The following is a 22612-nucleotide window of genomic DNA, read 5'->3' as shown; positions in this document are numbered from 1 at the left end:
GAGATAATTTATGAGCCCTTTTGCAGAATATGCTATCTCGGCCTTGCTGCTTTTCGGTGGTGTTTTCACTCTGATCGGCGCAATTGGCCTGGCACGGCTACCAGACTTTTACACCCGGCTACACGGACCAACCAAGGCCACCACGGTGGGCGTTGGCGCTATCATGCTCAGCTCGGTTATCTACTTCACAGCCATTGGCGAGGGCATTGGCATTTCAGAAGTTCTGATTACTGTGTTTTTGTTTATGACGGCCCCGGTTAGCGCCAACATGCTGGCTAAAGCTGCGATGCACATAGGCGTTAAGACAATGGAGGGCACAGAGGGCAAACCCTGGGAGCAATAAGCACAGAGCTTGAAAACCCTTGTAAGCTTCCGATTTTTAATAATTTATGTCAGATTGACCCAACTTCTCAGACAACACTAAAAACAGGGAAAAAGGATTCGACATATGGCAAAGACACGAGTTTTACCTGCTGCTGAAAATGCCTATCAATACCCGCTTCTGATTAAGCAGTTACTGCTTTCAGGACCAAGGTACTCGCCTGACCAGGAAATTGTGTACGCCAACCATAGCAAGTACACCTACACAGACCTTGTCGAACGCATTAATCGCTTGGCCAATGTCCTCACCGATGCGGGCGTAAAACCAGGTGATACCGTAGCGGTTATGGACTGGGACACACCTCGCTATCTTGAATGTTTTTTTGCCATTCCTATGATCGGCGCCATCCTGCACACCATCAACGTGCGTTTGTCCCCCGATCAGATTGTTTACACAATGAACCACGCAGAGGACGATGTGGTTTTGGTGCATGATGACTTCCTGCCAATTCTGGAAGGGTTACAAAGCGAAATCACGACCGTTAAGACCTACATCCAGCTTAGCGATGAAAAAACGGCCAAATCCACAAAACTCGACACCGCTGGCGAATATGAAGCACTGTTAGCCAGCGCGGCCACAGAGTTCGACTTCCCGGATTTCGATGAGAACAGCGTAGCAACCACCTTTTACACCTCTGGCACTACCGGTAACCCCAAGGGTGTGTTCTTTAGCCACCGGCAACTGGTGCTCCATACTCTGGCAATGACCGGAACGCTTGCCGCCTACGACGAAGCGCCACTGATGCGCTCCTCGTCTGTTTATATGCCGGTAACCCCCATGTTCCATGTTCACGCCTGGGGCGTTCCTTACGCTGCCACCATGATGGGCATCAAGCAGGTATACCCTGGCCGCTATGAGCCAGAACTGTTGGTTGATCTGATCAAAGAGCACAAGGTGTCTTTCTCCCATTGTGTTCCAACTATTATGCAAATGCTGATGGCCACAGAATCCATCAAAACAGCAGACCTGAGTAACTGGCAGGTATTGATTGGTGGCAGCGCAATGACCAAGGGTTTGTGCGATGCAGCGGCCAAGCTGGGTATTCGCATGTACACCGGCTATGGCATGTCCGAAACCTGCCCTCTTCTCAGCGCAACCCACCTGAAGCCAGAAGACCTTGAACTGCCACTGGAGCAGCAAACAGCCAAGCGGATTAAAACAGGTATTGCCGTTCCCATGGTGGAACTGGAAATTGTTGACCCTAAGGGCAACCCGGTGGCCCACGATGGCATCGCCCAAGGTGAGATAGTTGCCCGGGCTCCCTGGCTTACCCAGAGCTACTTTAAAGAGCCTGTCAAAGGCGAAGAACTGTGGAAAGGCGGCTGGCTGCATACGGGAGACGTTGCTTCCATGGAGCCGAACAACACGCTCACCATCAAGGATCGCATCAAGGATGTGATTAAAACAGGCGGTGAATGGTTGTCTTCCCTCGATCTGGAAAGCCTCATCAGCCAACACCCGGCTGTGGCTGGGGCTGCCGTTGTTGGCATTCCGGATGAGAAGTGGGGGGAGCGGCCCTACGCACTCATCACCTTGAAGCCAGGTGTACAGGCAACCCTGAAAGATATTCAGAGTCACCTGCAGAAACATGTTGAGAGCGGTGAAATCAACAAGTGGGCAATACCCGAGCAGATGGATTTTGTTGAAGACATACCAAAAACCAGTGTTGGCAAGATCAACAAAAAACTGATTCGCGATCAACTGCAGTAATCTGATTCAAGATCCAAATGGCCCGCCAGGTTTTCCTGCGGGCCATTTTTGTTTTTCTCCGTATAATCCCCTGCCTTAACTCTTTCTCAACTTACCGCTTAAAACAGAGTTCTAGCATCATGATGTCGAAGCTCCGCAACTGGATTTCCAGCCCAAATGGCGTGCGTAAAATAATGAACGTATACGGCCCCTATGCGGGCGCCGGGGTCAAAGTAACTCACATTGCGGATGACTACCGCACAGCATCAGTAGAGATGAATCTGCATTGGTACAACACCAACTACGTGGGCACGCACTTTGGTGGTTCGCTCTACAGCATGGTCGATCCCATGTATATGTTGCTGTTGATGAACAACCTGGGGAAAGACTACATAGTTTGGGATAAATCAGCCTGCATCGATTTTATTCGCCCCGGTAAAGGCAAGGTAACAGCGCACTTTGAGCTGACAGACGAGCGCCTGGAGGAAATTCGCACTGCCACTTCAGGTGGCGACAAATTTCTCCCCCAGTGGGATGTAGATATTATTGATGAGAAGGGCGAACTGGTCGCCCGGGTTAACAAGGTTCTATACGTCAGAAAGAAACGCTAAAGCCCTGAAAAGCTGAAGTCCACTTCTGGCTTCCGGCCATCAACAATATCTGCCAGTGCGGCCGCCGAGCCACAGGAATGAGTCCAGCCCAAGGTGCCGTGGCCGGTATTCAAATACAAATTGGCGAAGTGGCTTTTGCCCACATAGGGCACATTGGAGGGTGTTGCTGGCCGCAGACCTGTCCAGAACTCAGCCTGATCCCAGTAACCGGCTTCGGGCATTATCTCTGCGGTTCTTCGCACAATTGCACGGCAGCGTGTGTAATTAAGGGTGCGGGTATAACCGCTCAGTTCGGCAGTTCCCGCAACGCGAATGCGGTCACCGAGGCGTGAATATACCAGCTTGTACTCGTCATCAGTGAGGCTCACACTGAAGGCAGCCTCTTCGTTTTTCACCGGTACAGTTATGGAATAGCCTTTCGCGGGATAAATGTTCAAGCTCAACCCAAGCTGGCGAGCAAGCACTGCACTGAAACTTCCCAAGCTCAGAACATAGGCATCTGCCCTCATGGTCTGGTGGTGACCGTCTTTCAGCACATGAACTCCGAGAATACGCTCTCCCATTCGTTCAAATCCAAGAATGTCGGTGTGATAGCAGAATTCAACGCCCACTTCCCGGCATCGCTCGGCCAGTCCTTGAGTAAACTTGCGCGCGTCACCAGATTCATCTTCCAGCGTGTAGGTTGCGCCCGCTATTTGGTCCTGTATGTGCTTGAGCCCCGGTTCAATCTCTACGGCTTTCTTTGCATCGATAACCTGCCGATCACACCCCAGTTCTCGCATGATACGCGTTGGTTCGAGGGCCCCATCAAATTCCGCCTGATTGGTATAAAAGTGCAGTATGCCTTTCGTGACCTGATCATACTCAAGCCCCTGCTCCTGGCGCAAAGCCTGAAGCTGGCTCCGGCTGTAGGTACCAAGATTCACCATCTGGCGAATATTATGGGCCGCTTTTGCAGAAGTGCACTCAGTCAGAAAAGACAGCGCCCAGCGCCATTGTGCTGGATCCATCCTTGGCCGAAACAAGAGAGGCGCATCGGCTTTAAAAAGCCATCTCAGTACCTTCAAAGGCGCGGAGGGATTCGCCCAAGGCTCAGCGTGGGAAACGGAGATTTGCCCACCGTTTGCATAACTGGTTTCAAGCCCTGCCTGGCTCTGCCGGTCTATCACCGTTACCTGATGCCCCTGCTTCTGCAGAAACCAGGCAGTAGTTATACCAACAACACCTGCGCCTAAAACCAATATGTGCATGCCATTCTCCGGTTAGCCACCTGAACGTTTAACAACCCAGCCTTTCTGTTCCAGAAGGGGCACAAGCAAATCGCGATGATCACCCTGAATCTCTACTACGCCGTCTTTAACGGTGCCGCCAGTGCCACACTTGGCTTTAAGCACCTTTGCGTAGGCTTTAAGGTCTTTGTCATCCATGGGGATACCGGTAACCAGAGTAACACCTTTGCCTTTGCGCCCTTTGGTTTCACGACTCACCCTTACAACGCCATCACCTTCAGGGCGCTGAGCCTGACGGCAAGTACAGTCCGAAACCGGGTTACGGCATTCAGGGCACATCCGCCCCTGCTCGGTTGAAAATACCAGCCCGCCTGTTGATTGCTTTGCCATTTGTCCTCCCTATGCCCGGGCCCTTGAAGCTTTTGCCTCCATAGGCGCCCTGTATATTTTAGTCCAGATCAGGAGGATACTTGGTGAACATCTCGGCAACCACTTCATCAATGAGTTTTCCGCGCTTTTCAGGGGACTGCTGTTCATTGAGGTAACGACGGCTGGATGCACGCCAGACAACCTCCTTCGAACTTGTATCTACCAACTCAACCACCAGCTTGCCTTCTTTTACTTCACGCACCGGTGGTGGTGACGAAATTCCCCAGCCAAAGTTACCAGTACCAAAGCCTAAACCCACACCAACGCCAGATTGCTCAAGGCGGTCCTCTTCCACAATCCGCCAGCTAACCAGAAGATCTGCTTCCGGCTCCGCCACCTTGCGCATGGATTTAATATTCAACTCTCGCTCAACTGCATTCTGCACACGGCTTCCATCAAGTGAAATAAATGACGTTTCACCGGTATCGGGCATGAAAGCCCAGGTTGAATAATTGCCAAATACCGCGGCTGAGTTGTAATCAGTCACCACATTACTGGCACACCCGGTTATTAACAGTGTCACCAGTGCTGCCACCAGAATACGAGCCATTGTTTACCCCCTAGTTTCTTGGAATCCTGGTGTCAGTATACGCGCAAGACACTTGTCCGATGCATTTTTTGCCGATTCATGTTTCGAAACTGTAATCCAGTTTATGCGCATCACAAAAGGCGCTGAAGGCATCAGCCTGATCTTCCGGAACAAGGACCCGCGCGGTCACAGATGCACCATAGGTAACCGCGCCCAGTTCCACAGAATTGACATCACACCAGTGCCGAAGCGGCTGTTCATCCGCAAAGCCCATGACAACGTTAACCGGCCTGACCGGCTTGTGAAAGACCCTGCCCACTTCGGAGAGCACACTCTCAGCGGCTCCCGCATAGGCCCTAACAAGGCCTCCTGCGCCGAGTTTTATGCCACCAAAATACCGTATCACCATAACCAGCACGTCACCCATATCCTTGTGCTGTATCACGCTCAGGATCGGCTTGCCTGCGGTACCGGAAGGCTCGCCGTCATCATTCATGGCGGCTTCTGCTGCAGAACCCGGACGGCCTATCTGATAAGCCCAGCAGATGTGACGGGCATCGGGGTGATCCTGGTGCGCTTTCTCCAGCCAGGTCTTCACTTCATCCCGGGAAGCCACAGGCGCAATCCGGGCAATAAAGCGGCTTTTTTTGATTTCCGTTTCGCGCTCTAGGTAGCCAGCAGGAACGGGATAATCTTTTTTCATGGAGCTGCCTGTGTTTTGATTAATCCGCCGCAAATACGGGCAAGCGAGCAACAACCTGCAAACCGCCACGCTCACTATTATGTGCGGTAATTTCGCCGTCATGGGCAAGAATTATGTCTTTGGCAATTGCCAGCCCCAACCCCCATCCCTGGCCTCCCCTGGATTTGTCCGCGCGAAAAAACGGCTCAAACAGGTGCTCGAGAATGTCTTCTGCAACACCCGGCCCCTCATCCTCAATCGTCAGGCTTATCCAGCCTGCCGACAAGCCCAAAGCCACATGAACATTCTTGCCCGGAGGGGTGTAATCCAGAGCATTCTGCAGAATGTTGTCAAATGCCCGCTGTAACAGACCGGCATCACCCAGCACAGTCACCCCGGTGCTTTCTGGCATTGAATCCAGCTTGCACGCCACGCGATGATGCTCGGCATAATCGGCCGAATCCCGCAAAACCTGATTCAGAAGGTCCACCGGACGCAACGGCTCCCGCGCGATGCTACCCCCCTGTTCTGTAACCCGGTACAGCGTCAGTATTTGACCGGTCATAGTATCCAGGCGCTCGTTTTGGCGCAGGATACTGGCCATCAGCTCTTCCTCGACACCGCCTTCGCTTGCCAACTCAATAGCTATCCGCTGGCGCGCCAGTGGCGTTCGCAAGTCATGGGAAATATCCCTTAAAAGATGCTTCTGCCGATCCAGCAGGGCGCAAAGCTGATCCGTCATGGCATTAAACGCCGTCGCCAACTGGCCCACTTCGTCCCGCCGGGCTGCGATGTGTTCATCCACCCTTAATTCAGTGTTGCCACCGGCAATGGCCTGAGCTGTAGATTCCATATGCCGCATTGGCCGCGACACAAAACGGGCAATTAACCAGCAAGCGAGGGTAATCAGAATGAACGCGAGGCCCATTTCCAAAAACCGGAAAACCCGCGGCTCCAGCCACCCCTCTTCATGCATTTTCGGCCAGGCAATCAGCCTGTCCCCGTTGCCAACGTCTACGATTGCGGGTTTCTGTCGATACCAACCTGATTCCATGCGTGAGCGAATGGCCGAGGGCAAACGGTTGTCGTCGCCCGCGCTGATCATCATAAGGTGCAGGCCAAGCTCATCGCCCTGTGCTCGCAGAAACCGGTGGGCTTCCCGGCGCCCGCGGGCTTCCTGTATGGCAGACACCTCAAGCCCAAGGTCCCGCAACTCAAGTTGCCGCTCAATGGCTGCCCTCTCACGATCCAGCAACACGCGAGAAGCCAGGTTGCTCACAACCACTGTTACCGCCATGGCCAGCCAGATCAGCAAAAAGATCCGCCAGAACAAAGGCACCATAAGCCGACGTTTCATTCGACCACCCGATAGCTGTAGCCGAGACCACGCACCGTCTCTATCCGGGGAGGATCATCACTGCCCAGTTTCTTGCGTAGATTGCTGATGTGCATATCCAGTGTCCGGTCGAAAGCTTCGAGGCGACGCCCCAGCGCCCACTGCATAAGGTCTGTCTTGCGCACTACACTGCCAGCATGAGCCAGCAACACCTGCAGAATTTCGTACTCGGTGGCCGTTAGATCAAGGGGCTCATCGTTCTGGTAAATGCGTCGGTGATCCGATTCAAGGCGCAAATCACCATAATTCTGTTCTGTCTTAACGCCGGCCTTCTGATCCCAGGCAACCCGGCGCAGAATGGCATGAAGCCGGGCCACAAGCTCACGGGGGTTACAGGGTTTGGGAATGTAATCATCGGCACCCACCTCAAACCCGACAATCCGGTCTGTCTCATCACCGCGGGCCGTCAGCAACACCACTGGCAGGTGCGTTTGAGAGCGCAGCTCTCGCAGCACCTCCAGCCCACTGATATCCGGTAGCATAATATCCAGCACAACAATATCGCAGTGCTGCCCAAGTGCCAGCGTCAAGCCGTCCTTACCATTGGCGGCCTCACGCACAGTGAACCCCTGACCGCTCAAATAGCGGGCAAGCAGCTCACGAAGTTCGTCGTCATCTTCTACCAACAGCACTCTGTTCTGCATCGCTCTTCTCTACCCGGTTCAGCCCATTCAATCAGGACAAGATATATTAGCCGAAGTCTAACATGCCCCCCGGGGCCTGCCGTCTCAGGCTCAGGTTCCTTTGCAGAACCTTTACATAGCATTGACGCTCGTTTACCAAGCCATGCCGTACCATAGCGGTTAATGAATCAACCTTCTGCCGCAACGCGGCCAACCATGTGAGGAATCATCATGAGCAAACGTAAATCATCTATCATCGCCGCCGGCATTCTGGCCTCCGCTCTTTTTGCCGCCAGCCCGGCTTTGATGGCGAGCAACTCATCCGGAAACTACGGTGATGGCCAACGCGGTAATCAGCGGGACATGACTGAAATGTGCGAAAACATGCGAGAAGGCAAAGGGCGCTTCAACCATGCAGAACGGCAGGCTGAGATGGCCGAGCGGCGCGAAGCCATGGCTGAACGCCTGAAGCTAACCGACGAGCAGCGCGTAATCTGGAACGAAATTCACGAGGAAAATCGCCAGAAGAACGAAAAACGCATGAAGAAAATGCAGGACAAGATGAAAAAGCGCTGCGATAACCCTAAGAAGTGATCACAAGCCGGGTTTTGACGTAAGGTATCGGGAGCGATCAAGGAGTACGCCCCAACCATGTCAGAACCTGCAGTTTCTTCTATAACACTTGAGGCCTGTCACGCCCTGTCCGACATCCCCAGAGAAACCTGGGCGCGGCTGGCAGGCACCAATAACCCGTTCCTCCGGTATGAGTTTTTTGAGGCACTGGAAGCCTCCCAGTGCACCAGCGAAAAAACTGGCTGGAAGCCTTGCCACCTCATATTCCGGATGAATGGTGACATTGCCGGAGTCGCGCCCGCATACCTGAAAACCCACTCCATGGGCGAGTACGTGTTTGACTGGGCCTGGGCCGATGCGTACCGACGCTACGGCATGAGCTATTATCCGAAACTCCTGATCGCTGTTCCATTTACACCGTCCCAAGGGCCACGGTTACTCCTTGACCCACATCTGCGCAGTGCTCTCTATGCCCAAGGTATTCACGACCTTCTTGACACACTCATAGCCAAACTTGGCGCTCACTCCTGGCACCTGTTGTTTCCGAACGCACAAGACCAGCAACTACTCCAGCACGAAACTCAGCTGCACCGCATAGGCTGCCAGTTCCATTGGCACAACAACGGCTATGCATGCTTTGACGACTTTCTGGGCAAACTCACCTCCCGAAAACGTAAATCCATCCGTAAGGAACGCCGCCAGGTGGCCGAGCAGAGCATCACCTTCGCAAGATTTCATAGCCAGGACATATCTGACCAGGTTCTTGCTGCCTTTTATGTTTTCTATCAGGCCACCTACCTGAAACGTGGGCAGCAGCCTTACCTTACCCGGCAGTTCTTTGAGCAGATGCGTGAAACCATGCCTGAGCACCTGCATGTGATCATGGCGATAAAAGACCGAGAGATGATTGCGGGTGCCTTGTTTCTAACCGGCCAGGATACGCTCTACGGCCGTTACTGGGGCTGCCTGGAGGAATACAACCATCTGCATTTTGAGACCTGTTATTACCAGGGCATTGAACTGGCCATCAAGCTGGGTCTGAAAACCTTTGATGCAGGTGCGCAAGGGGAGCACAAACTGGTACGGGGGTTCGAGCCAGTGATCACCCACTCATGGCACGGAATCGCACATCCGGGCTTTCGTGACGCCATTGATGCATTTACCCGAGAGGAAGCAGAGCAGGTTATGGGGTATTTCGAGGAGGCTAAAACGGCGCTACCGTACCGGCAATACGACAGCGGTTGTCAGTAACAAATACCCGCGAAGCAGAAAGCAGAACGACTCCGCAACAACTACAATAAAGGCTGGTCTATACGAGGTAATCAGTGTGTCCCGGATACTGTTTCTATTGGTTTCAATGCCGTTGTGGGTAGTGCTACCCGGTTGCGCATCCACAAAGGCTGATCGGGTGGTCATGGAAGTGCAACAGCCCGATGACGGAGCCCCCCGGTTTTCAATCTGGAACACGCGCCGTGTTGCATGGCTTGAGCGCGGAGACCCGCAGGGCTTTCCCGTATTTTATGCCCACGGAAACCCGGGCTCACGCCTGGAATTGCTGTTTTTGGATGCCAAAGCCAAAGATTACGGGATCCGCTTGATTGTTATGGACCGACCTGGAATCGGGGCATCCAGCTTTGTCCCGGATTATGGCCTGCTGGACTTTGCTGCGGATATCGAAAAACTTGCAGATGAAAAGGGGCTGGATGGGTTTGGCTTAATGGGCTGGTCCAGCGGCGGCCCGCCTGTGTTGGCGACCGCCTACTATTTACCCCGGCGTGTTCGATTTGCTATCTCGATATCCGGGTATACCAACTTCGGCGAGTACAATAAAGCCCGACAGGCAATGAGCGAATACGGATTGCATGGCCCTAAGCTGTCAGAAGAGCATCCCGTATTGTTCAAACAGGCACTCAAAGTAGCCCGTTGGGCGGACCTGACTTTACCTGGCGTTTATATGGCTGTGGCAGAAGCCGAGATGGCCCCTGCAGATCAGGCCTTACTCAATGACAAGAAGCGCTCTGAACTCTTTGTCCGCAACCAGCAGGAAGCGCTGGTACAGGGCGTGAAAGGTGTGATTCAGGATCTCGAAGTGCAGTGGGCTGCCTGGCCTTTCAGCCTGACAAACATTCAGGTGCCGGTGCACATCTACCAGGGAGGGAAAGATACCTTTGTCCCTGTGGAGTTCGCGCAGCACATGGCTCAGCAAATACCCGATGCCTCACTGAGCATACTGCCTGAAAGCGGGCACCTGTTACCCCTCGATCAACAGTTTATGGACCGTGTATTCAAGGAGATTCAGCACTATATGAAAAACTGAAACCCGATATTGAAGGCGCCAATGCCGCCTGATAGAACATCATTTCAAGCGACACGGGTTAGCCAACAGAAGTCTAATGGAAGGGGAACAAGTAGTTAACCCAGGACGACATTCGCAACAATATTTTCCGCATGATTGCCACATGGTGAAAATGATCGGTATAAACCGCGCTTTGCCCAAAGGCGCCACCTGGCACAGTGCCCACATATTGCTGAAAATCCGGATCTGTAATTTCAATCAATACGGGTATGCGCCCCGGAAAAATAGCCGCCAGCGGGTTGATCAAGTTACCGCTTGCCTGAATCTGGCCCTCTGCCAGTGCGGGCAAAACGCTTTTCACTCTCCCCGTAAACACCTGACCGGGCAGACCGTTCAGGGCCACTTCTGCCTCATTGCCCGCCTGCAGGCGCAACAAGCTGTTCTGGCGATACCAGCCAACAAAGTACAGATCTTCAGCATGCACAAATACCATTACAGGCCGCAATGGCAGAGAGACTGCCATCATTCCGGGCCTCAGGGCCAACTGCGCCACGTAGCCGTCAGTTGGTGCCCGCACAACGGTCTCGCTTAGATTAAACTCTGCCTCGGCGAGCTGGGCTTGCAGTGTATCTGCTTGCGCAGTGGCCAGATCAGCTGCCCGCTGACTGCCGGCGCCACGCTTCACCAACTCCAATGCACGTTTCTGATCAATCCTTGCAGATTTCAATTGTGCGCGTATCGAATCAACCTTGAACTGAAAGGGCTCCGGATCGATCACGAAAAGCACGTCGTCTTTGTTTACCTTCACCCCACCCTGAACTTTGACTTCGATTACCCGGCCACTAACCGTTGGTACGATTGGCGTAGTGACAAAGTAGTCGCGGCTTGTTTCAGAAAACGGGTGGTTGTAATTCATGCTGAATATCAGCCCGCCAATCAAAACAACACCACCCAGAACCGCAGTAGGCACCGTCCACTTATTCAACGGGATTTTGAATATCTTGAAAATGGCAATGCACAGCGCGGTATAGGTAAGAATTAATAAAAGATCCATTAGCCTTCATCTCCCGCCGACTGGTTAACAGTTTGCTGTAACTGCGCAACTTGAACGCTCAATTTGGACATTTGAGCTTTGAGCTCGGCAATGGATGCATCCGTTGTGCTGTCTTTATCGGTTTCCGGTTCGGGCTGCACTACCCCCGCATGCTTGTTAAAGCCCCAGCCCCTGTCCTCTCTGTATAGAGTTGCCCATATCCACAAAAAGGGCCAAATAATATGCAGTGTTAACAAGCTGATCCACCCGGCTACATGAATGGCATCGGCGTGGGGGTGGCGTCGCTTTTCAGCTATGTCATAGGGGATATCGTGAATTACGATGATGCCGTAAAAAACGGTAATGGCGGCAAAAATCAGGATGCCGAGTGCAATGTAATCAAGCATGTCCGGGCAGGCTCCGCAGCGTAAACATTTGTTAATAATTCAGGCGTGACAATAGCGGGAAACGCTAAATGCCACAATCTGAAACTATGGCCCGTTCAGAAAAATGATTGCCAGATCAACAATTCAGCTGCTGCTATTCCACATTAAAGCGATACACATCTGACAACCCTCGTCTGAGTGATACGCCGCAGTGACTCAGGTGCCAACAACGGCGACGTTGAGTCACTGACTTTCTCGCTGGGTCTTTCTAAATGCCGTGCAGCAGGTGGGCCACTCAGCAAGTCTGGACGCGAGGGGGGGGCAAGGGATCTACTGCGACGAGAGGCAAAACGATGTTACAGTTCAAAAAACTCACTGGCCCAACCTGTGCCCAAAGCAGATTACGGATTCGCCCCACGCATGATGGATGCCTCCCCTTGCACGCCTTATTATGAAGCACGATGGTCGTTCTACGCGGCAACACTGGGTAACGCAGCATCTGCAGATGAATGCTTACATGACTTCCTGGATGGTAAGCCTGCAGGCAAATATTCCAGGCGCGAGCGGGCTGCAGGGCTTTTATGCTTGGATTTCTGGTGGCACCCCTCAGTATTGAAAGACGCAAAACTCCCAAGTGTTGGGCTGTCTCAAGTACTGTGGGTGCTGGATGAGATCGACAACTCTCTGCTTGACCACCTTGCACAAAGCAATCCTGAAATATTGCGCTGGGCAATCCGGCACTCAAAGCTGTTCACCCGGACTGACTCCAAGGTTCTAAATCACTTGAAGAGTTCCACATCTGGGCCTGACTGGAGCGACTTCTTCAGCGTGTGCGACCTATTGCTGAAGCAGTTCGAACCTTTCGACCAACTGATAGAGGAAGCTGAAAAGCGCTTGAAGCCTCTCTCCCTGCTCGATTTGCTTTCCTATCTCAGCATTCTGGCTTACTCATCACTGGATAAAGGTGACCACGATACACAGCAGGAGTGGGCTGTTTACGAGCGCATTATTCATCGCAAATTGCTGCACTGCAGTGAGCGCGACTTTCAGTTGACGGAGAAAACGCTTGGCAAGTCCCTCAAACACCACCTCTCTCCTTTGCTTTTTCCTGGGGCTGCATCAAAAGAGAAATGCATTACTAATCTGGAATCCGTAGCTGTCCTTGTCTCAGCAATGAAAGAACGGCTCGATTATGAGGCCACTGTTGACGCCTTCAGTTTCGATAACGAAGTGCAGTATCAATGGAAGCCTGGTCATCCTGTGACATTCAGAGCCTATCCTGATAACGCTTGTCGTTGGCAACAAACAGAAGAAAAAACACTGCTGCTATGGCATTACTGGTTACGCAGGGCTGTTGATGAGTTTGTCGCCAGTGGAATGGCTGGATCAGCCATTGGCAATCCTGAAAACCATGAAGCCAACCAACTGGCCTGGATCAAGGCTATTCGCGGAAGGCTTATCATGCAGACTGTCTTTGGTTTTAGCGACAAGATAGCGCTTGAAGATGGAGCTGAGGTGGACTTGCACCAGGTTTTGCTGGCCAGTGAATTATCTTCCGCCTTTTTTTCAGCATCGTTTTTAGAACCTTACCGCCGCTTTCGCAGTCACACAGATTCTACTATTTCCGCACTAGGGGCTCTGGCTTTTGAAGGGATGCTCGCAGGTGAAAACCGTTTCCCCATGACCTGGTCAGAACTCCCTGAGAAAATCAGGCGGATACGTAGCTGGACAGTTAGTCGTGCGCTTCCAAAAGGTAGCCCAGCGGCGGCTAAAGCGATTCTCGCGTTCTGGACTGTAGATCTACGCCAACTTTCGGCTCAGATGAAAAGTAACCCCCATGCCCCCGCTCCGAAGCTACATGAACAGCCGTTTCACAAAATAGGTCGTTACAGCTTTCAGTTTCCCTGGGTTGTAGGTCAGCAAAACAATCTGGTTGCCGCCATCAACACACTGCGCCGGGTTGGTGTCCGCAGGCCGGAACTGCGCAACGAAACTGCACGTGTTGAAAATCGTTTGGCAGAGGCACTACGCAGCCAAGGTTTTAGCGTGGTGGTGGGATACCAGCCACCCGTTAGAAACGGTGATGATGCAGGTGAAATAGATCTGATTTGCCACCTTGACGGCGTGATCCTGTTGCTCGAAGTAAAGTCCGGATTCATCCGCTCTTCAAAACATGAAGTATGGATGCATCGGACCAACACCCTACGTAAGGCCGCCAGACAGCTGAGGCGCAAGCGACATGTACTGGAGACGATACTGCTGCGGCATCCTGATGCATCACTAAAAGAGGCACTGAAATTGCCTTCAACTGATCGTGAGCTTACGCTTCATTCCTGGATCGTTGATACCTCGATCGAATGCGATGGTGAGTCGATAGATAATTTCCGGATCGTATCCCGTGAAGTCCTGGAGTTCGCACTGAAAGACCAGAAGCATTACCTCCAGCCACTGGATACGGAAACCGAACCAGAGCCGCGAACCCTTTATCCGGCGGGGTTCAGCGCACAGGCTTTTGTCGATGTCATTACTGGCGAAGTAACCTGGGAAGGCTTGTTGACTGATTGACAGCCATTTGCATGTGACACTCATCGATAACGGAAAATCTCCGTGAATTAGTGGCCCATAACTTTTAACTTGAAGGTTAATGTTCGATCCGGTCAGGAAAACTGCTTTTAAACGGTAACAACGAGACTCGCCCATGCTATTTCACTACAAAAAAAGCCAAACCCGACAAGCCATAAGCGTTGCGCTCAATATACTGGCGATACCCGTCATTCTTTATCTGTTTCAACAATTTTTCAGAGACCAGCCAGACTTCGAAAAAATATACGATGTGGTTGAGAAAGGAGCTGTTGCTGTGGCAATCGTGTTGGCCGTAATTCTGGCCTGGCTGCTGAAAAGAAGGGACAAATTCGAAATCTACGTAACGGAAAAGGAGTTCTATAGCCACCACCCTGCTTTCAGGGAGTGGTGTTTCAGAATCAGTCCTCGAGATATTGTAGCTATCGAGCACAAGCTGAATATCGGATCAGGTTATATGACCAACATAAACGTGCGCATGGAAAACGGGGAGGTCCACCAACTGTGCATGAACTACCCCTTTTCCCGAAAAAATTTATACAACGCTCTTAAACAGGTTAATCCGAAAATCCAGCTACCAAGCAATCCCAACACGTTTAACCACAAACGCAAGAAGTAACACCCACGCCAGATCAGGGCTTGGCAAACTCCAGGTACCGGCTTGCCGCCTGATGCTTCTCATTCTGGCTGTTCAGCAACTCCATGCGCAGCCGATCAATGATGCTCATGTACTCGTCCAGAGGTGAGTCGGATTTCCCTAAATTCCTGGTCTCTTCGATAAAGCTTCTTTGCTTTTCCCGGATCTCATTGAGCTTTTCCAGAGCGCCACGAATGGCTTCAATCCGGGCACCCGCGAGCCCGCCAATTTCGCCAACCCCTTCGCCACCTGCTACAGCGTCGCCGCTACTGTTAATGCGCTGAACTGCAGAAGGTATCTCTGCAGTATTCTGCTCAGCCAGGGTAATTTCTTCGAGTGTGCGCACTTCGCCATCGGTTGTCAGGTAAATGCCTGAAGCCTGTATCTGCCCCAAGGGAATGCCCTGCCGGTTCGTTAGGGTAAAGCTGTCTTCTGCACTGCCCACGTACAAAGCTTGCACGCCCACTTCCGCAAGAGACTTCAATGCCTGGGAACCATCGGCGGTTTGTACCCATACAGACAGCGACGAAAACACTTCGTCGTTAGCATCAATCCACTGGTTGCCATCGTCATCAAATTTTGCGAGTTCACTGAAGCCGGAACCACTTTGTGGTCCAAACAACTCCGTACCATCATCCACTTCGCCGTTACCATTCCGGTCGAACACAAGATAGCCACTGCCACTGCCGAGGGTAGCGAACTGCGCAGTTTTCCCGTTTCCTTCCATATCGAACTCGAACAAAGTATCGGTGAGCTGTGCGGTGGTACTGCCGAAATTGATCACCAGCGGGTCAGTCATTGGCCGCTCTTCGATCCGCAAGCTTTCAGAATATTCATAGGTTCGGGATTGCGACTGGCGGAGTGACAGCGTGAAATCGATAGTTTCGCCGTTCTCCAGCGAAATGCTTCCGCTAGAAGCAAACGACCGGGTTTCACTTTGCGAATAGAACATGTAGCGGTTCGCCTCAACAGTCACGCTGCCGCTTGTCTGTGCCGCAGAATCACCACTCAGGGCAGCACGGCCAACACTGATGGCCTGCTGACCACGGAGGAATAAGTCTGTGGTTTTCTCCACCAATTCGGCACTGGAGTAAACCGCATTACGATCACCACCGGTAACGGCGCTGGAACTCGTAAACCCGAGGCGCTCCTGGCTGTTGTAGCGGTAAGCCGCATCGCGCGTGATGTTGAGCTGCCTGCCCCCTCCCTGCCCTTCTGCAGAATTGCTGGATAGGGGTTGCTGGTTAATCCGTAGCTGGCTCTGGCTGAACGCCGTTTCCTGACGGGAGTTTCCCTGAAGAAAGGAAATTTGACTGGATACGATCATGGCGCCGGTTTACCTCTGAGTTCTTTGTTTATCTAACCGCCTATCGGCTGAGACAAACTGAACTTGAGTAATTTTTGCGCAAACTACTATTTTGCAGGCTACCTTATTAAAACCTAAAACATATACCGCACTATAGCTGCCGCAAGAATACCCGCAGCAATTGCTGGCAGAGGCTTTTTGAGAAGAAGCACGGTAATGGCAGTAACCGACAGCGCCGCAATTGCGCCCGCATCACCACCAAACGCCATGGGAACAATAATGGCGATGAGTACCGAACTGGCCATGGTATTGATGAAGCTTTCAATACGGGGGCTTATCCGCACAAAGGACATGATAAACACGCCCCCGAAGCGGGTTGCCAGGGTAACCACCGTCATCATCAGGATCAGTACAAGAACACCGCCTGTGGTGGTTTCGATGGTCATGCTGGCTCCTCCCCATCAGGCTCATCTCCCGGCTTTTTTTCAAGCCAAAAGTACCCTACGACACCACCAGCGAGAGCACCAGCGACCACATGGGTGTTGGCCGGCAGCCATTTCCAAGCTGCAAGTGAAGCAACGGCTGCCAGCGTCCAGGCCACCAGCACGCGGGGGTTCTTTTTACCGCCCAGCGCCATTGCCAACAGAAAACAGCCCAACACCATGTCCATACCCAGGCTTTTCGGATCCTGCAAAAGCCCTCCAAAATAAACACCTAGCCAAGTGCCAACAATCCAGGCGAGCCAAAGCACAAGGCCGCCTCCAAGAATCACCTCAAGGTTACGCCTGCCGCTTTGGTATTCCTGAGCAGATACAGCCCAGTTGGCATCGGTGAGGAGCAGCAAAATCCCATAGCGCTTTGCCGGGGATACATCTTTCAACATGGGGTAGAGCGAGGCGCCCATCAACAAATGGCGGGAGTTGATGGCGAACACTACGATCATGACGGGAATAACGGAAACTTCAGCACCCCACATATCGATCGCAGCGAACTGCGAGGCACCGGCGAAAACCATAGTGCTCATCAGCAATGATTCGATGGGGCCCAATCCCTTTTGCACTGCAGCAAGGCCAAATGCCGCACCGAATGCCACCACAAACAGCGAAATAGGGAACATCCGAATAAGTTCGGAGCGAACCTTCGCGGGTTGGAACTGGTAGGAATATTGCTCTGTTTTCATCTAAGCAAGCTAAGGAAATTTCCTTCTCACGCGTATCAGTAGTTTCCGCAGACGTGAGTTATTGATCTGCCAACAAGTTTTGCAAATGCAACTAACACCCAAATGCCAATATCTGCACGCAATGCTATTTTTACAATTGACCTCCTCGTTTACACCGATTAGGTTACATCTAGCTCGACCCCACAAGGGCTATCCCCAATGGGAATTTCGAGCAACTGAAATCAAAACGCCGGCCACAAGCCGGACGACAAAAACAACACTGCCACTGCCGCCGAGATCCGGCCAGGTGGAGAGGATTTCAACATGCTAATATCAGCACGTCTTCGAGACGTCTTGTGCAGTGCACATTTGTTCCTACCTGTTAAGATAATCGCCTTTTATTTCCGCAGCATAACGCCCACTCGGGCCAAGGAAGAGAGGTGATCCAATGACTGTATTCAGCCATCCCGAATTTGATAACCACGAACATCTGTCTTTTTTCTGCGATCCCGAAACCGGGCTCAAAGCTATTGTTGCCATACACAACACCTCCCGCGGCCCAGCTCTTGGCGGTTGCAGGATGTTTCCCTATGCCAGTGATGAAGAAGCACTGCGTGATGTGCTGCGCCTTTCGCGGGGCATGACTTACAAGTCTGCGCTTGCCAATCTTGATCTCGGCGGCGGCAAATCCGTCATTATTGGCGACCCGCGCAAGCAAAAAAGTGAAGCCTTACTGGAAGCCATGGGCAAACATCTGGAAGGGCTTGGTGGCCAATACATTGCCGCCGAAGATTCTGGCACCAGCGTGCCCGATCTCAAGGTCATGGCACGGCATACCAAACATGTTGCCGGCATTGTTGAGCACATGGGATTTGATGGCCAGCCCAGCAACGGTGACCCTTCTCCAACTACAGCCTATGGGGTATTTGTTGGCCTGAAGGCTGCGGTAAAACATAAGCTCGGCCGTGAGGACCTGGCAGGCTTGAAGGTTGCCATTCAAGGTGTGGGCAACGTGGGTTTCCGCCTGGCTCAACATTTGAAAGAGGCCGGTGCAGAGCTTTGGGTGTATGACATTCACCAAGAAAACATGCAGCGTGCCGTAGGTGAACTCGGTGCCCATGCTGCAAGCGCCGAGGACATTCTATTCCTGCCAGTCGATGTAATCGCGCCCTGCGCCATGGGTGCCGTGTTGAACGACGACAGTATCCCCCGCCTGAAAGCAACGGTGATTGCAGGAGCCGCCAACAATCTGCTGCAGCGCCCGGATCACGACCAGGCTGTGAAAGACCGAAACATCCTCTACGCACCGGATTTCGTGATCAATGCGGGCGGCATTATCGATGTGTTTTATGAGCGTACCGGGGGCACCTCAGAAGAAGTGCGCGCACATGTTGAAGGCATCGGCCGAACTCTTTCAGAGATATTCAAACGCTCTGATAGCAGCGGTATTCCAACCGGAACAGTTGCCAACACTCTGGCAGAGGAACGCTTCCGGAAACGCGCAGGCGCAGCTCAAGCACAGAGCGAACAGCTAGCCGGCGCTGAATAATCATAGACATATTTTCACGGGGCCTTGAGCTACTCCAGGCCCCGGATCTTCCAAACAAAAACAAGTATCTGGCAGGAGACAATCATGTCTGTATCAAACGCACCCAGCTCTGCGGCAACGGAAGGATCGAACGCCGGCCGTGGGCTCTGGTCTTCACGGTTTGCTTTTATTCTCGCGGCCACGGGCTCTGCCGTAGGCCTGGGTAACATCTGGAAATTCCCGTATGTCACCGGCGAAAACGGCGGTGGCGCGTTCGTATTGGTTTATCTGCTGTGCATCGCAGCCATAGGCCTTCCAATTATGATGGCTGAGGTGCTAATTGGCCGGCGTGGTGGCCGAAGCCCGGTGAACAGCCTCAAACAGATCGCCAAACAGCAAGGGATTAACCCTTCCTGGCGAGCCGTTGGTGCAATCGGTGTTATTGCCGGTTTCCTGATTCTTTCGTTTTATTCTGTGATTGGAGGCTGGGCAGTATCCTATGTAGGCTCTGCGGCCAGCGGGCAATTCACCGGCCAATCGGCAGAGGCCATTGGCGAGCTTTTTTCCAGCCTTCTGGCAGACCCAATGACACTGCTAATGTGGCACTCACTGTTTATGGCTTTGGTGGTGCTAGTAGTGGCCAAGGGCGTTCGCGCAGGGCTTGAACGGGCTGTCAGCATTCTGATGCCTGCCCTCTTCCTTCTGCTGCTTGCCGTTGTTGGCTTTGCCATGACCACAGGCGAGTTTGGGCGGGCGGCAAGCTTCCTGTTTCAACCAGACTTTTCCAAACTCACTACCGCCGGTGTACTGGTAGCACTGGGGCACGCTTTCTTTACTCTAAGCCTGGGTATGGCAGTAATGATGGCTTACGGCTCTTACCTGCCAAAAGACATTTCCATCGCCAAAACATCCATTGCCGTGTGTATTATCGATACCGGCGTGGCATTGCTGGCTGGACTGGCTATTTTCCCGATTGTTTTCGCCAACGGCCTCGAGCCGGGCGCTGGCCCAGGCCTGATCTTCCAGACTCTGCCGCTGGCCTTTGGTCAAATGCCTATGGGCAGCCTGTTCGGAACCCTGTTCTTTATACTGCTGATCTTTGCCGCTTGGACTTCAGGCATTTCGCTACTGGAGCCCATTGTGGAGTGGCTGGAAGAACAAAAAGGCATGAACCGCACCACCAGTGCGCTGGGTGCAGGCTTTGTGTGCTGGGCTCTGGGCATTGCATCGATCCTTTCCCTTAACCTGTGGTCAGGCTTTGCGCCTTTGGGATGGATCACCATGTTGGAGGGCAAAACGATCTTTGACCTGCTGGACTTCTTCACAGCCAACATTATGTTGCCTTTGGGTGGCTTGCTGGTTGCGGTATTTGCTGGCTGGATCATGTCGCGCAAGGCCATGGAAGAAGAACTGGCGCTCTCCAAGCCCATGTTCAATCTTTGGTACGTTACCGTGCGCTTCATTACGCCGGTGGCTGTGGGAACAGTGTTTGTTTACAACCTGGTGGGTGCGTAAGCAACGCCTAATCTTATAGGTGATCAAGGGAGGCCATGAGGGTCTCCCCGATTCTTGCATTCAGTTTCAGTTCCGCCAATGCTTCTGCTCGTGTCCTGCCGAGATTCAGGGTGGCTATCGGTTTGCCCAACTCTTTGGCGTAGCGGCAAAAGCGAAACCCGGAATAGACCATCAACGAAGATCCAATCACCAGCAATCCATCACTCGCCTTGAGCGTATCCTTCGCCAAATCCACTCTTTGCTTCGGTACAAAGTCACCAAAAAACACGACATCTGGTTTGAGTATACCGCTGCACCTTGGACAATCTGCGAGGCGAAAACCGGAGAAATCCACGTTCAAATCGGCATCGCCATCTGGAGCAGCTTCCGCTTTGTAGTCTTGAAAGGTCGGATTAAGATCAGCGCAGCGTTCGTGTACTTCTTCCCGGGAGCACCGGTAGCCACAGCTCATACAAAGCACTTCATCGGCACGGCCATGCAAATCGCTTACGCCCTGTGTACCGGCTTTTTGATGCAGGCGGTCTACATTCTGGGTGACCACGAGGCTGGAATGATTGCGCATTTCCAGCTCTGCGATATGGAAGTGGGAGGGGTTAGGCTTCGCATTGCGGATCACCGGCCAGCCAATCAAGCTACGCCCCCAATAACGCTGGCGAGTTTCATAGCTTTCCATGAACTCACGGTGCTGAACTGGTTGCTTGCGCTTCCAGGCTCCGTCGCCATCGCGGTAATCGGGAATGCCGGAATCGGTGCTTACGCCCGCCCCAGTCAGAATCATCAGCCTGGGGTGGTAATGAATAAACTCTGCCAGCAACTCACCGGCCTGTTCCGGCTTGTAATCCCCCCATTTATAACCGCTCTTTTGAGTAGAGGGTTAAGCTGCCTTTCGCAGCTTGGTTGGTGGTATGCCCCCGATAGCGGTATTGGGTCGCTCGTTATTGTATTGCCACAACCATTGCGTGGCTAATAGCTGGGCATGGGGAATACTGTTGAACTGATGCAGATCCAGCCATTCGTGCCGCGCAGTCCGATTGAAGCGCTCGATATAAGCATTCTGAGTAGGCTTGCCCGGCTGAATATAGATCAGCGTAATTCGATTCCTGTTGGCCCAATCAACCAGTGACTGCGAGATATACTCCGGCCCATTGTCACAACGAATGGCCGCTGGTTTGCCGCGCCATTCGATGATTTGATCCAGAGCGCGGATCACTCGTTGAGCAGGTAATGATAGGTCTACTTCGATGCCAAGGCCTTCGCGATTGTAGTCGTCAATCACATTGAACGTCCGGAACGTCTTGCCGCTAACCAGTTGGTCGCTCATGAAGTCCATCGACCAGACTTGATTTGGCGCTGTAGGAACGGCCAGCTCGCCCGGATAATCCCGCTGGATTCTTCGCCGGGGCTTGATGCGTAAATTCAGTTCCAGTTCCCGGTAAATGCGATACACGCGCTTGTGGTTCCAGCTGTAGCCCTTCACGTTACGCAGATACAGGAAACACAAGCCAAAACCCCAGCGCTTGTGGGTCTGAGTGAGCCGTAACAGCCAGTCAGCAACCAGAGCGTTCTCGCCGTCCAACTTCGATTGGTAGCGATAGCAGGTCTCGCTGATGCCATAAACTACACAGGCCAGGCTTATGCTAATTCCATGCTTGGCCACACCCTTTATGGCCATCTCCCGGCGCTGAGATGGCCTTACAACTTTCCCTCCAGGGCTTCCTGACGCAGCTCGGCCTTGAGCCGTTCTTCGGCATACATTTTTTTAAGGCGCGCATTCTCGGCTTCCAGTTCCTTCAGGCGCTTCATCATCGAAGCATCCATGCCGCCAAACTTCGAACGCCACTGATAAATCAGTGCGGTGCTGACGTTGTGCTCCCGGGCCAGTTCAGCTACCGGGACTCCGGCCTCATGCTGCTTCAAAATCGCCATAATCTGGCTGTCGGTAAATCGAGACTTTTTCATTTTTCGCTCCTTCTGCGATCATTGTAAAAGCCTCTACTCAAAACCTCGATTATTTTCTGGGGGGATTACA

Annotated in this window: 23 protein-coding genes; 10 read left to right on the top strand and 13 right to left on the bottom strand. The window is 52.6% G+C overall.

All coding sequences use genetic code 11. The annotated features are described in order from the left end of the window. Positions 1–10: 10 nt before the first annotated feature. The 3 genes from RKA07_RS03960 (at position 11) to RKA07_RS03950 (ending at position 2682) form a co-directional block, all read left to right on the top strand. Positions 11–343, top strand: a complete 333-nt coding sequence (locus tag RKA07_RS03960; RefSeq protein WP_200202641.1) for a Na+/H+ antiporter subunit G — start codon at positions 11–13, stop codon at positions 341–343. A gap of 105 nt (positions 344–448) precedes the next feature. Next, positions 449–2092, top strand: a complete 1644-nt coding sequence (locus RKA07_RS03955; RefSeq protein WP_200202642.1) for a fatty acid--CoA ligase — start codon at positions 449–451, stop codon at positions 2090–2092. A 119-nt stretch (positions 2093–2211) separates the two neighbouring features. Continuing rightward, positions 2212–2682 (top strand): DUF4442 domain-containing protein, encoded by a 471-nt coding sequence (locus RKA07_RS03950; protein WP_200202643.1) that lies wholly within the window; start codon positions 2212–2214, stop codon positions 2680–2682. Here RKA07_RS03950 and RKA07_RS03945 read toward each other — a convergent pair. From RKA07_RS03945 to RKA07_RS03920, 6 genes are all read right to left on the bottom strand, one after another. Continuing rightward, a complete protein-coding gene (locus RKA07_RS03945) occupies positions 2679–3932 on the bottom strand; it encodes a D-amino acid dehydrogenase (protein WP_200202644.1) in 1254 nt (417 codons plus the stop codon). The two genes, RKA07_RS03950 and RKA07_RS03945, sit on opposite strands and share 4 nt — an antisense overlap. Positions 3933–3944: 12 nt before the next feature. Then, positions 3945–4301, bottom strand: coding sequence for a translation initiation factor Sui1 (locus tag RKA07_RS03940; RefSeq protein WP_200202645.1), 357 nt, complete (start codon positions 4299–4301; stop codon positions 3945–3947). Between the two features lie 58 nt (positions 4302–4359). Then, the gene (locus tag RKA07_RS03935; protein WP_200202646.1) at positions 4360–4890 is read right to left on the bottom strand and encodes a DUF4136 domain-containing protein; all 531 of its coding nucleotides are present in this window, start codon (positions 4888–4890) and stop codon (positions 4360–4362) included. Positions 4891–4966: 76 nt separating this feature from the next. Continuing rightward, the gene (locus RKA07_RS03930; protein ID WP_200202647.1) at positions 4967–5572 is read right to left on the bottom strand and encodes a YigZ family protein; all 606 of its coding nucleotides are present in this window, start codon (positions 5570–5572) and stop codon (positions 4967–4969) included. A 19-nt stretch (positions 5573–5591) separates the two neighbouring features. Next, positions 5592–6908: a sensor histidine kinase gene (locus tag RKA07_RS03925; protein WP_310965642.1), complete on the bottom strand. Its 1317-nt coding sequence runs from the start codon at positions 6906–6908 to the stop codon at positions 5592–5594. Next, positions 6905–7591 carry a response regulator transcription factor gene (locus RKA07_RS03920; RefSeq protein WP_200202649.1) on the bottom strand — a complete coding sequence of 229 codons (687 nt, stop codon included), beginning with the start codon at positions 7589–7591 and terminating at the stop codon, positions 6905–6907. Before RKA07_RS03920 ends, RKA07_RS03925 begins: the two co-directional genes overlap by 4 nt. 210 nt (positions 7592–7801) lie before the next feature. Between RKA07_RS03920 and RKA07_RS03915 the strand changes: the two genes are divergently transcribed. From RKA07_RS03915 to RKA07_RS03905, 3 genes are all read left to right on the top strand, one after another. Beyond that, complete coding sequence (locus RKA07_RS03915; protein ID WP_310965640.1) at positions 7802–8164, top strand: Spy/CpxP family protein refolding chaperone; 363 nt, start codon at positions 7802–7804, stop codon at positions 8162–8164. A gap of 57 nt (positions 8165–8221) precedes the next feature. Beyond that, positions 8222–9394 carry a GNAT family N-acetyltransferase gene (locus tag RKA07_RS03910; RefSeq protein WP_310965638.1) on the top strand — a complete coding sequence of 391 codons (1173 nt, stop codon included), beginning with the start codon at positions 8222–8224 and terminating at the stop codon, positions 9392–9394. Positions 9395–9557: 163 nt separating this feature from the next. Next, positions 9558–10460: an alpha/beta fold hydrolase gene (locus RKA07_RS03905; RefSeq protein WP_310965637.1), complete on the top strand. Its 903-nt coding sequence runs from the start codon at positions 9558–9560 to the stop codon at positions 10458–10460. 73 nt (positions 10461–10533) lie between these two features. Here the strand turns inward: RKA07_RS03905 and RKA07_RS03900 are convergent, their stop codons facing one another. Both RKA07_RS03900 and RKA07_RS03895 read right to left on the bottom strand, forming a co-directional pair. After that, on the bottom strand, positions 10534–11493 hold the full coding sequence (locus RKA07_RS03900; RefSeq protein ID WP_200202653.1) for an HlyD family secretion protein: 960 nt from the start codon (positions 11491–11493) through the stop codon (positions 10534–10536). Beyond that, positions 11493–11879, bottom strand: coding sequence for a DUF3302 domain-containing protein (locus RKA07_RS03895; protein WP_310965636.1), 387 nt, complete (start codon positions 11877–11879; stop codon positions 11493–11495). The genes RKA07_RS03900 and RKA07_RS03895 overlap by 1 nt, the downstream gene beginning before the upstream one ends. A 366-nt stretch (positions 11880–12245) precedes the next feature. On the opposite strand from RKA07_RS03895, the gene RKA07_RS03890 reads away from it, so the two are divergent. After that, complete coding sequence (locus tag RKA07_RS03890) at positions 12246–14423, top strand: nuclease-related domain-containing protein (RefSeq protein ID WP_310965635.1); 2178 nt, start codon at positions 12246–12248, stop codon at positions 14421–14423. Positions 14424–14556: 133 nt separating this feature from the next. Continuing rightward, entirely contained in the window at positions 14557–15057 is a 501-nt protein-coding gene (locus RKA07_RS03885) for a hypothetical protein (protein WP_200202656.1), read from the top strand. A gap of 13 nt (positions 15058–15070) precedes the next feature. Here RKA07_RS03885 and RKA07_RS03880 read toward each other — a convergent pair whose 3' ends face one another. The 3 genes from RKA07_RS03880 to RKA07_RS03870 form a co-directional block, all read right to left on the bottom strand. After that, the gene (locus RKA07_RS03880) at positions 15071–16402 is read right to left on the bottom strand and encodes an SPM autocatalytic domain-containing protein (RefSeq protein ID WP_310965634.1); all 1332 of its coding nucleotides are present in this window, start codon (positions 16400–16402) and stop codon (positions 15071–15073) included. A gap of 113 nt (positions 16403–16515) precedes the next feature. After that, positions 16516–16827 (bottom strand): AzlD family protein, encoded by a 312-nt coding sequence (locus tag RKA07_RS03875; protein WP_200202658.1) that lies wholly within the window; start codon positions 16825–16827, stop codon positions 16516–16518. Then, a complete protein-coding gene (locus RKA07_RS03870; protein ID WP_310965633.1) occupies positions 16824–17561 on the bottom strand; it encodes an AzlC family ABC transporter permease in 738 nt (245 codons plus the stop codon). Before RKA07_RS03870 ends, RKA07_RS03875 begins: the two co-directional genes overlap by 4 nt. 427 nt (positions 17562–17988) lie before the next feature. Here RKA07_RS03870 and RKA07_RS03865 point away from each other — a divergent pair, with 427 nt between their 5' ends. Next, positions 17989–19089, top strand: a complete 1101-nt coding sequence (locus RKA07_RS03865; protein WP_200202660.1) for a Leu/Phe/Val dehydrogenase — start codon at positions 17989–17991, stop codon at positions 19087–19089. An 84-nt stretch (positions 19090–19173) separates the two neighbouring features. Beyond that, positions 19174–20583: a sodium-dependent transporter gene (locus RKA07_RS03860; protein ID WP_310965632.1), complete on the top strand. Its 1410-nt coding sequence runs from the start codon at positions 19174–19176 to the stop codon at positions 20581–20583. A 13-nt stretch (positions 20584–20596) separates the two neighbouring features. Here RKA07_RS03860 and RKA07_RS03855 read toward each other — a convergent pair whose 3' ends face one another. Further along, entirely contained in the window at positions 20597–21397 is an 801-nt protein-coding gene (locus RKA07_RS03855; RefSeq protein WP_310965631.1) for an NAD-dependent protein deacetylase, read from the bottom strand. Between the two features lie 60 nt (positions 21398–21457). Next, positions 21458–22542 (bottom strand): IS3 family transposase gene (locus tag RKA07_RS03850; protein ID WP_310965554.1). Its coding sequence is split into 2 segments (ribosomal slippage): positions 21458–22281 and positions 22281–22542, totalling 1086 coding nucleotides; the frame shifts between segments, so codons are not numbered across the junction. Positions 22543–22612: the final 70 nt, after the last annotated feature.

Source organism: Marinobacter xiaoshiensis (genome assembly GCF_031631795.1).
GTDB classification, from domain to species: domain Bacteria; phylum Pseudomonadota; class Gammaproteobacteria; order Pseudomonadales; family Oleiphilaceae; genus Marinobacter; species Marinobacter xiaoshiensis.
Note: the sequence above shows the minus strand (reverse complement) of the source record. Positions and strands in the feature narration are given on the sequence as shown.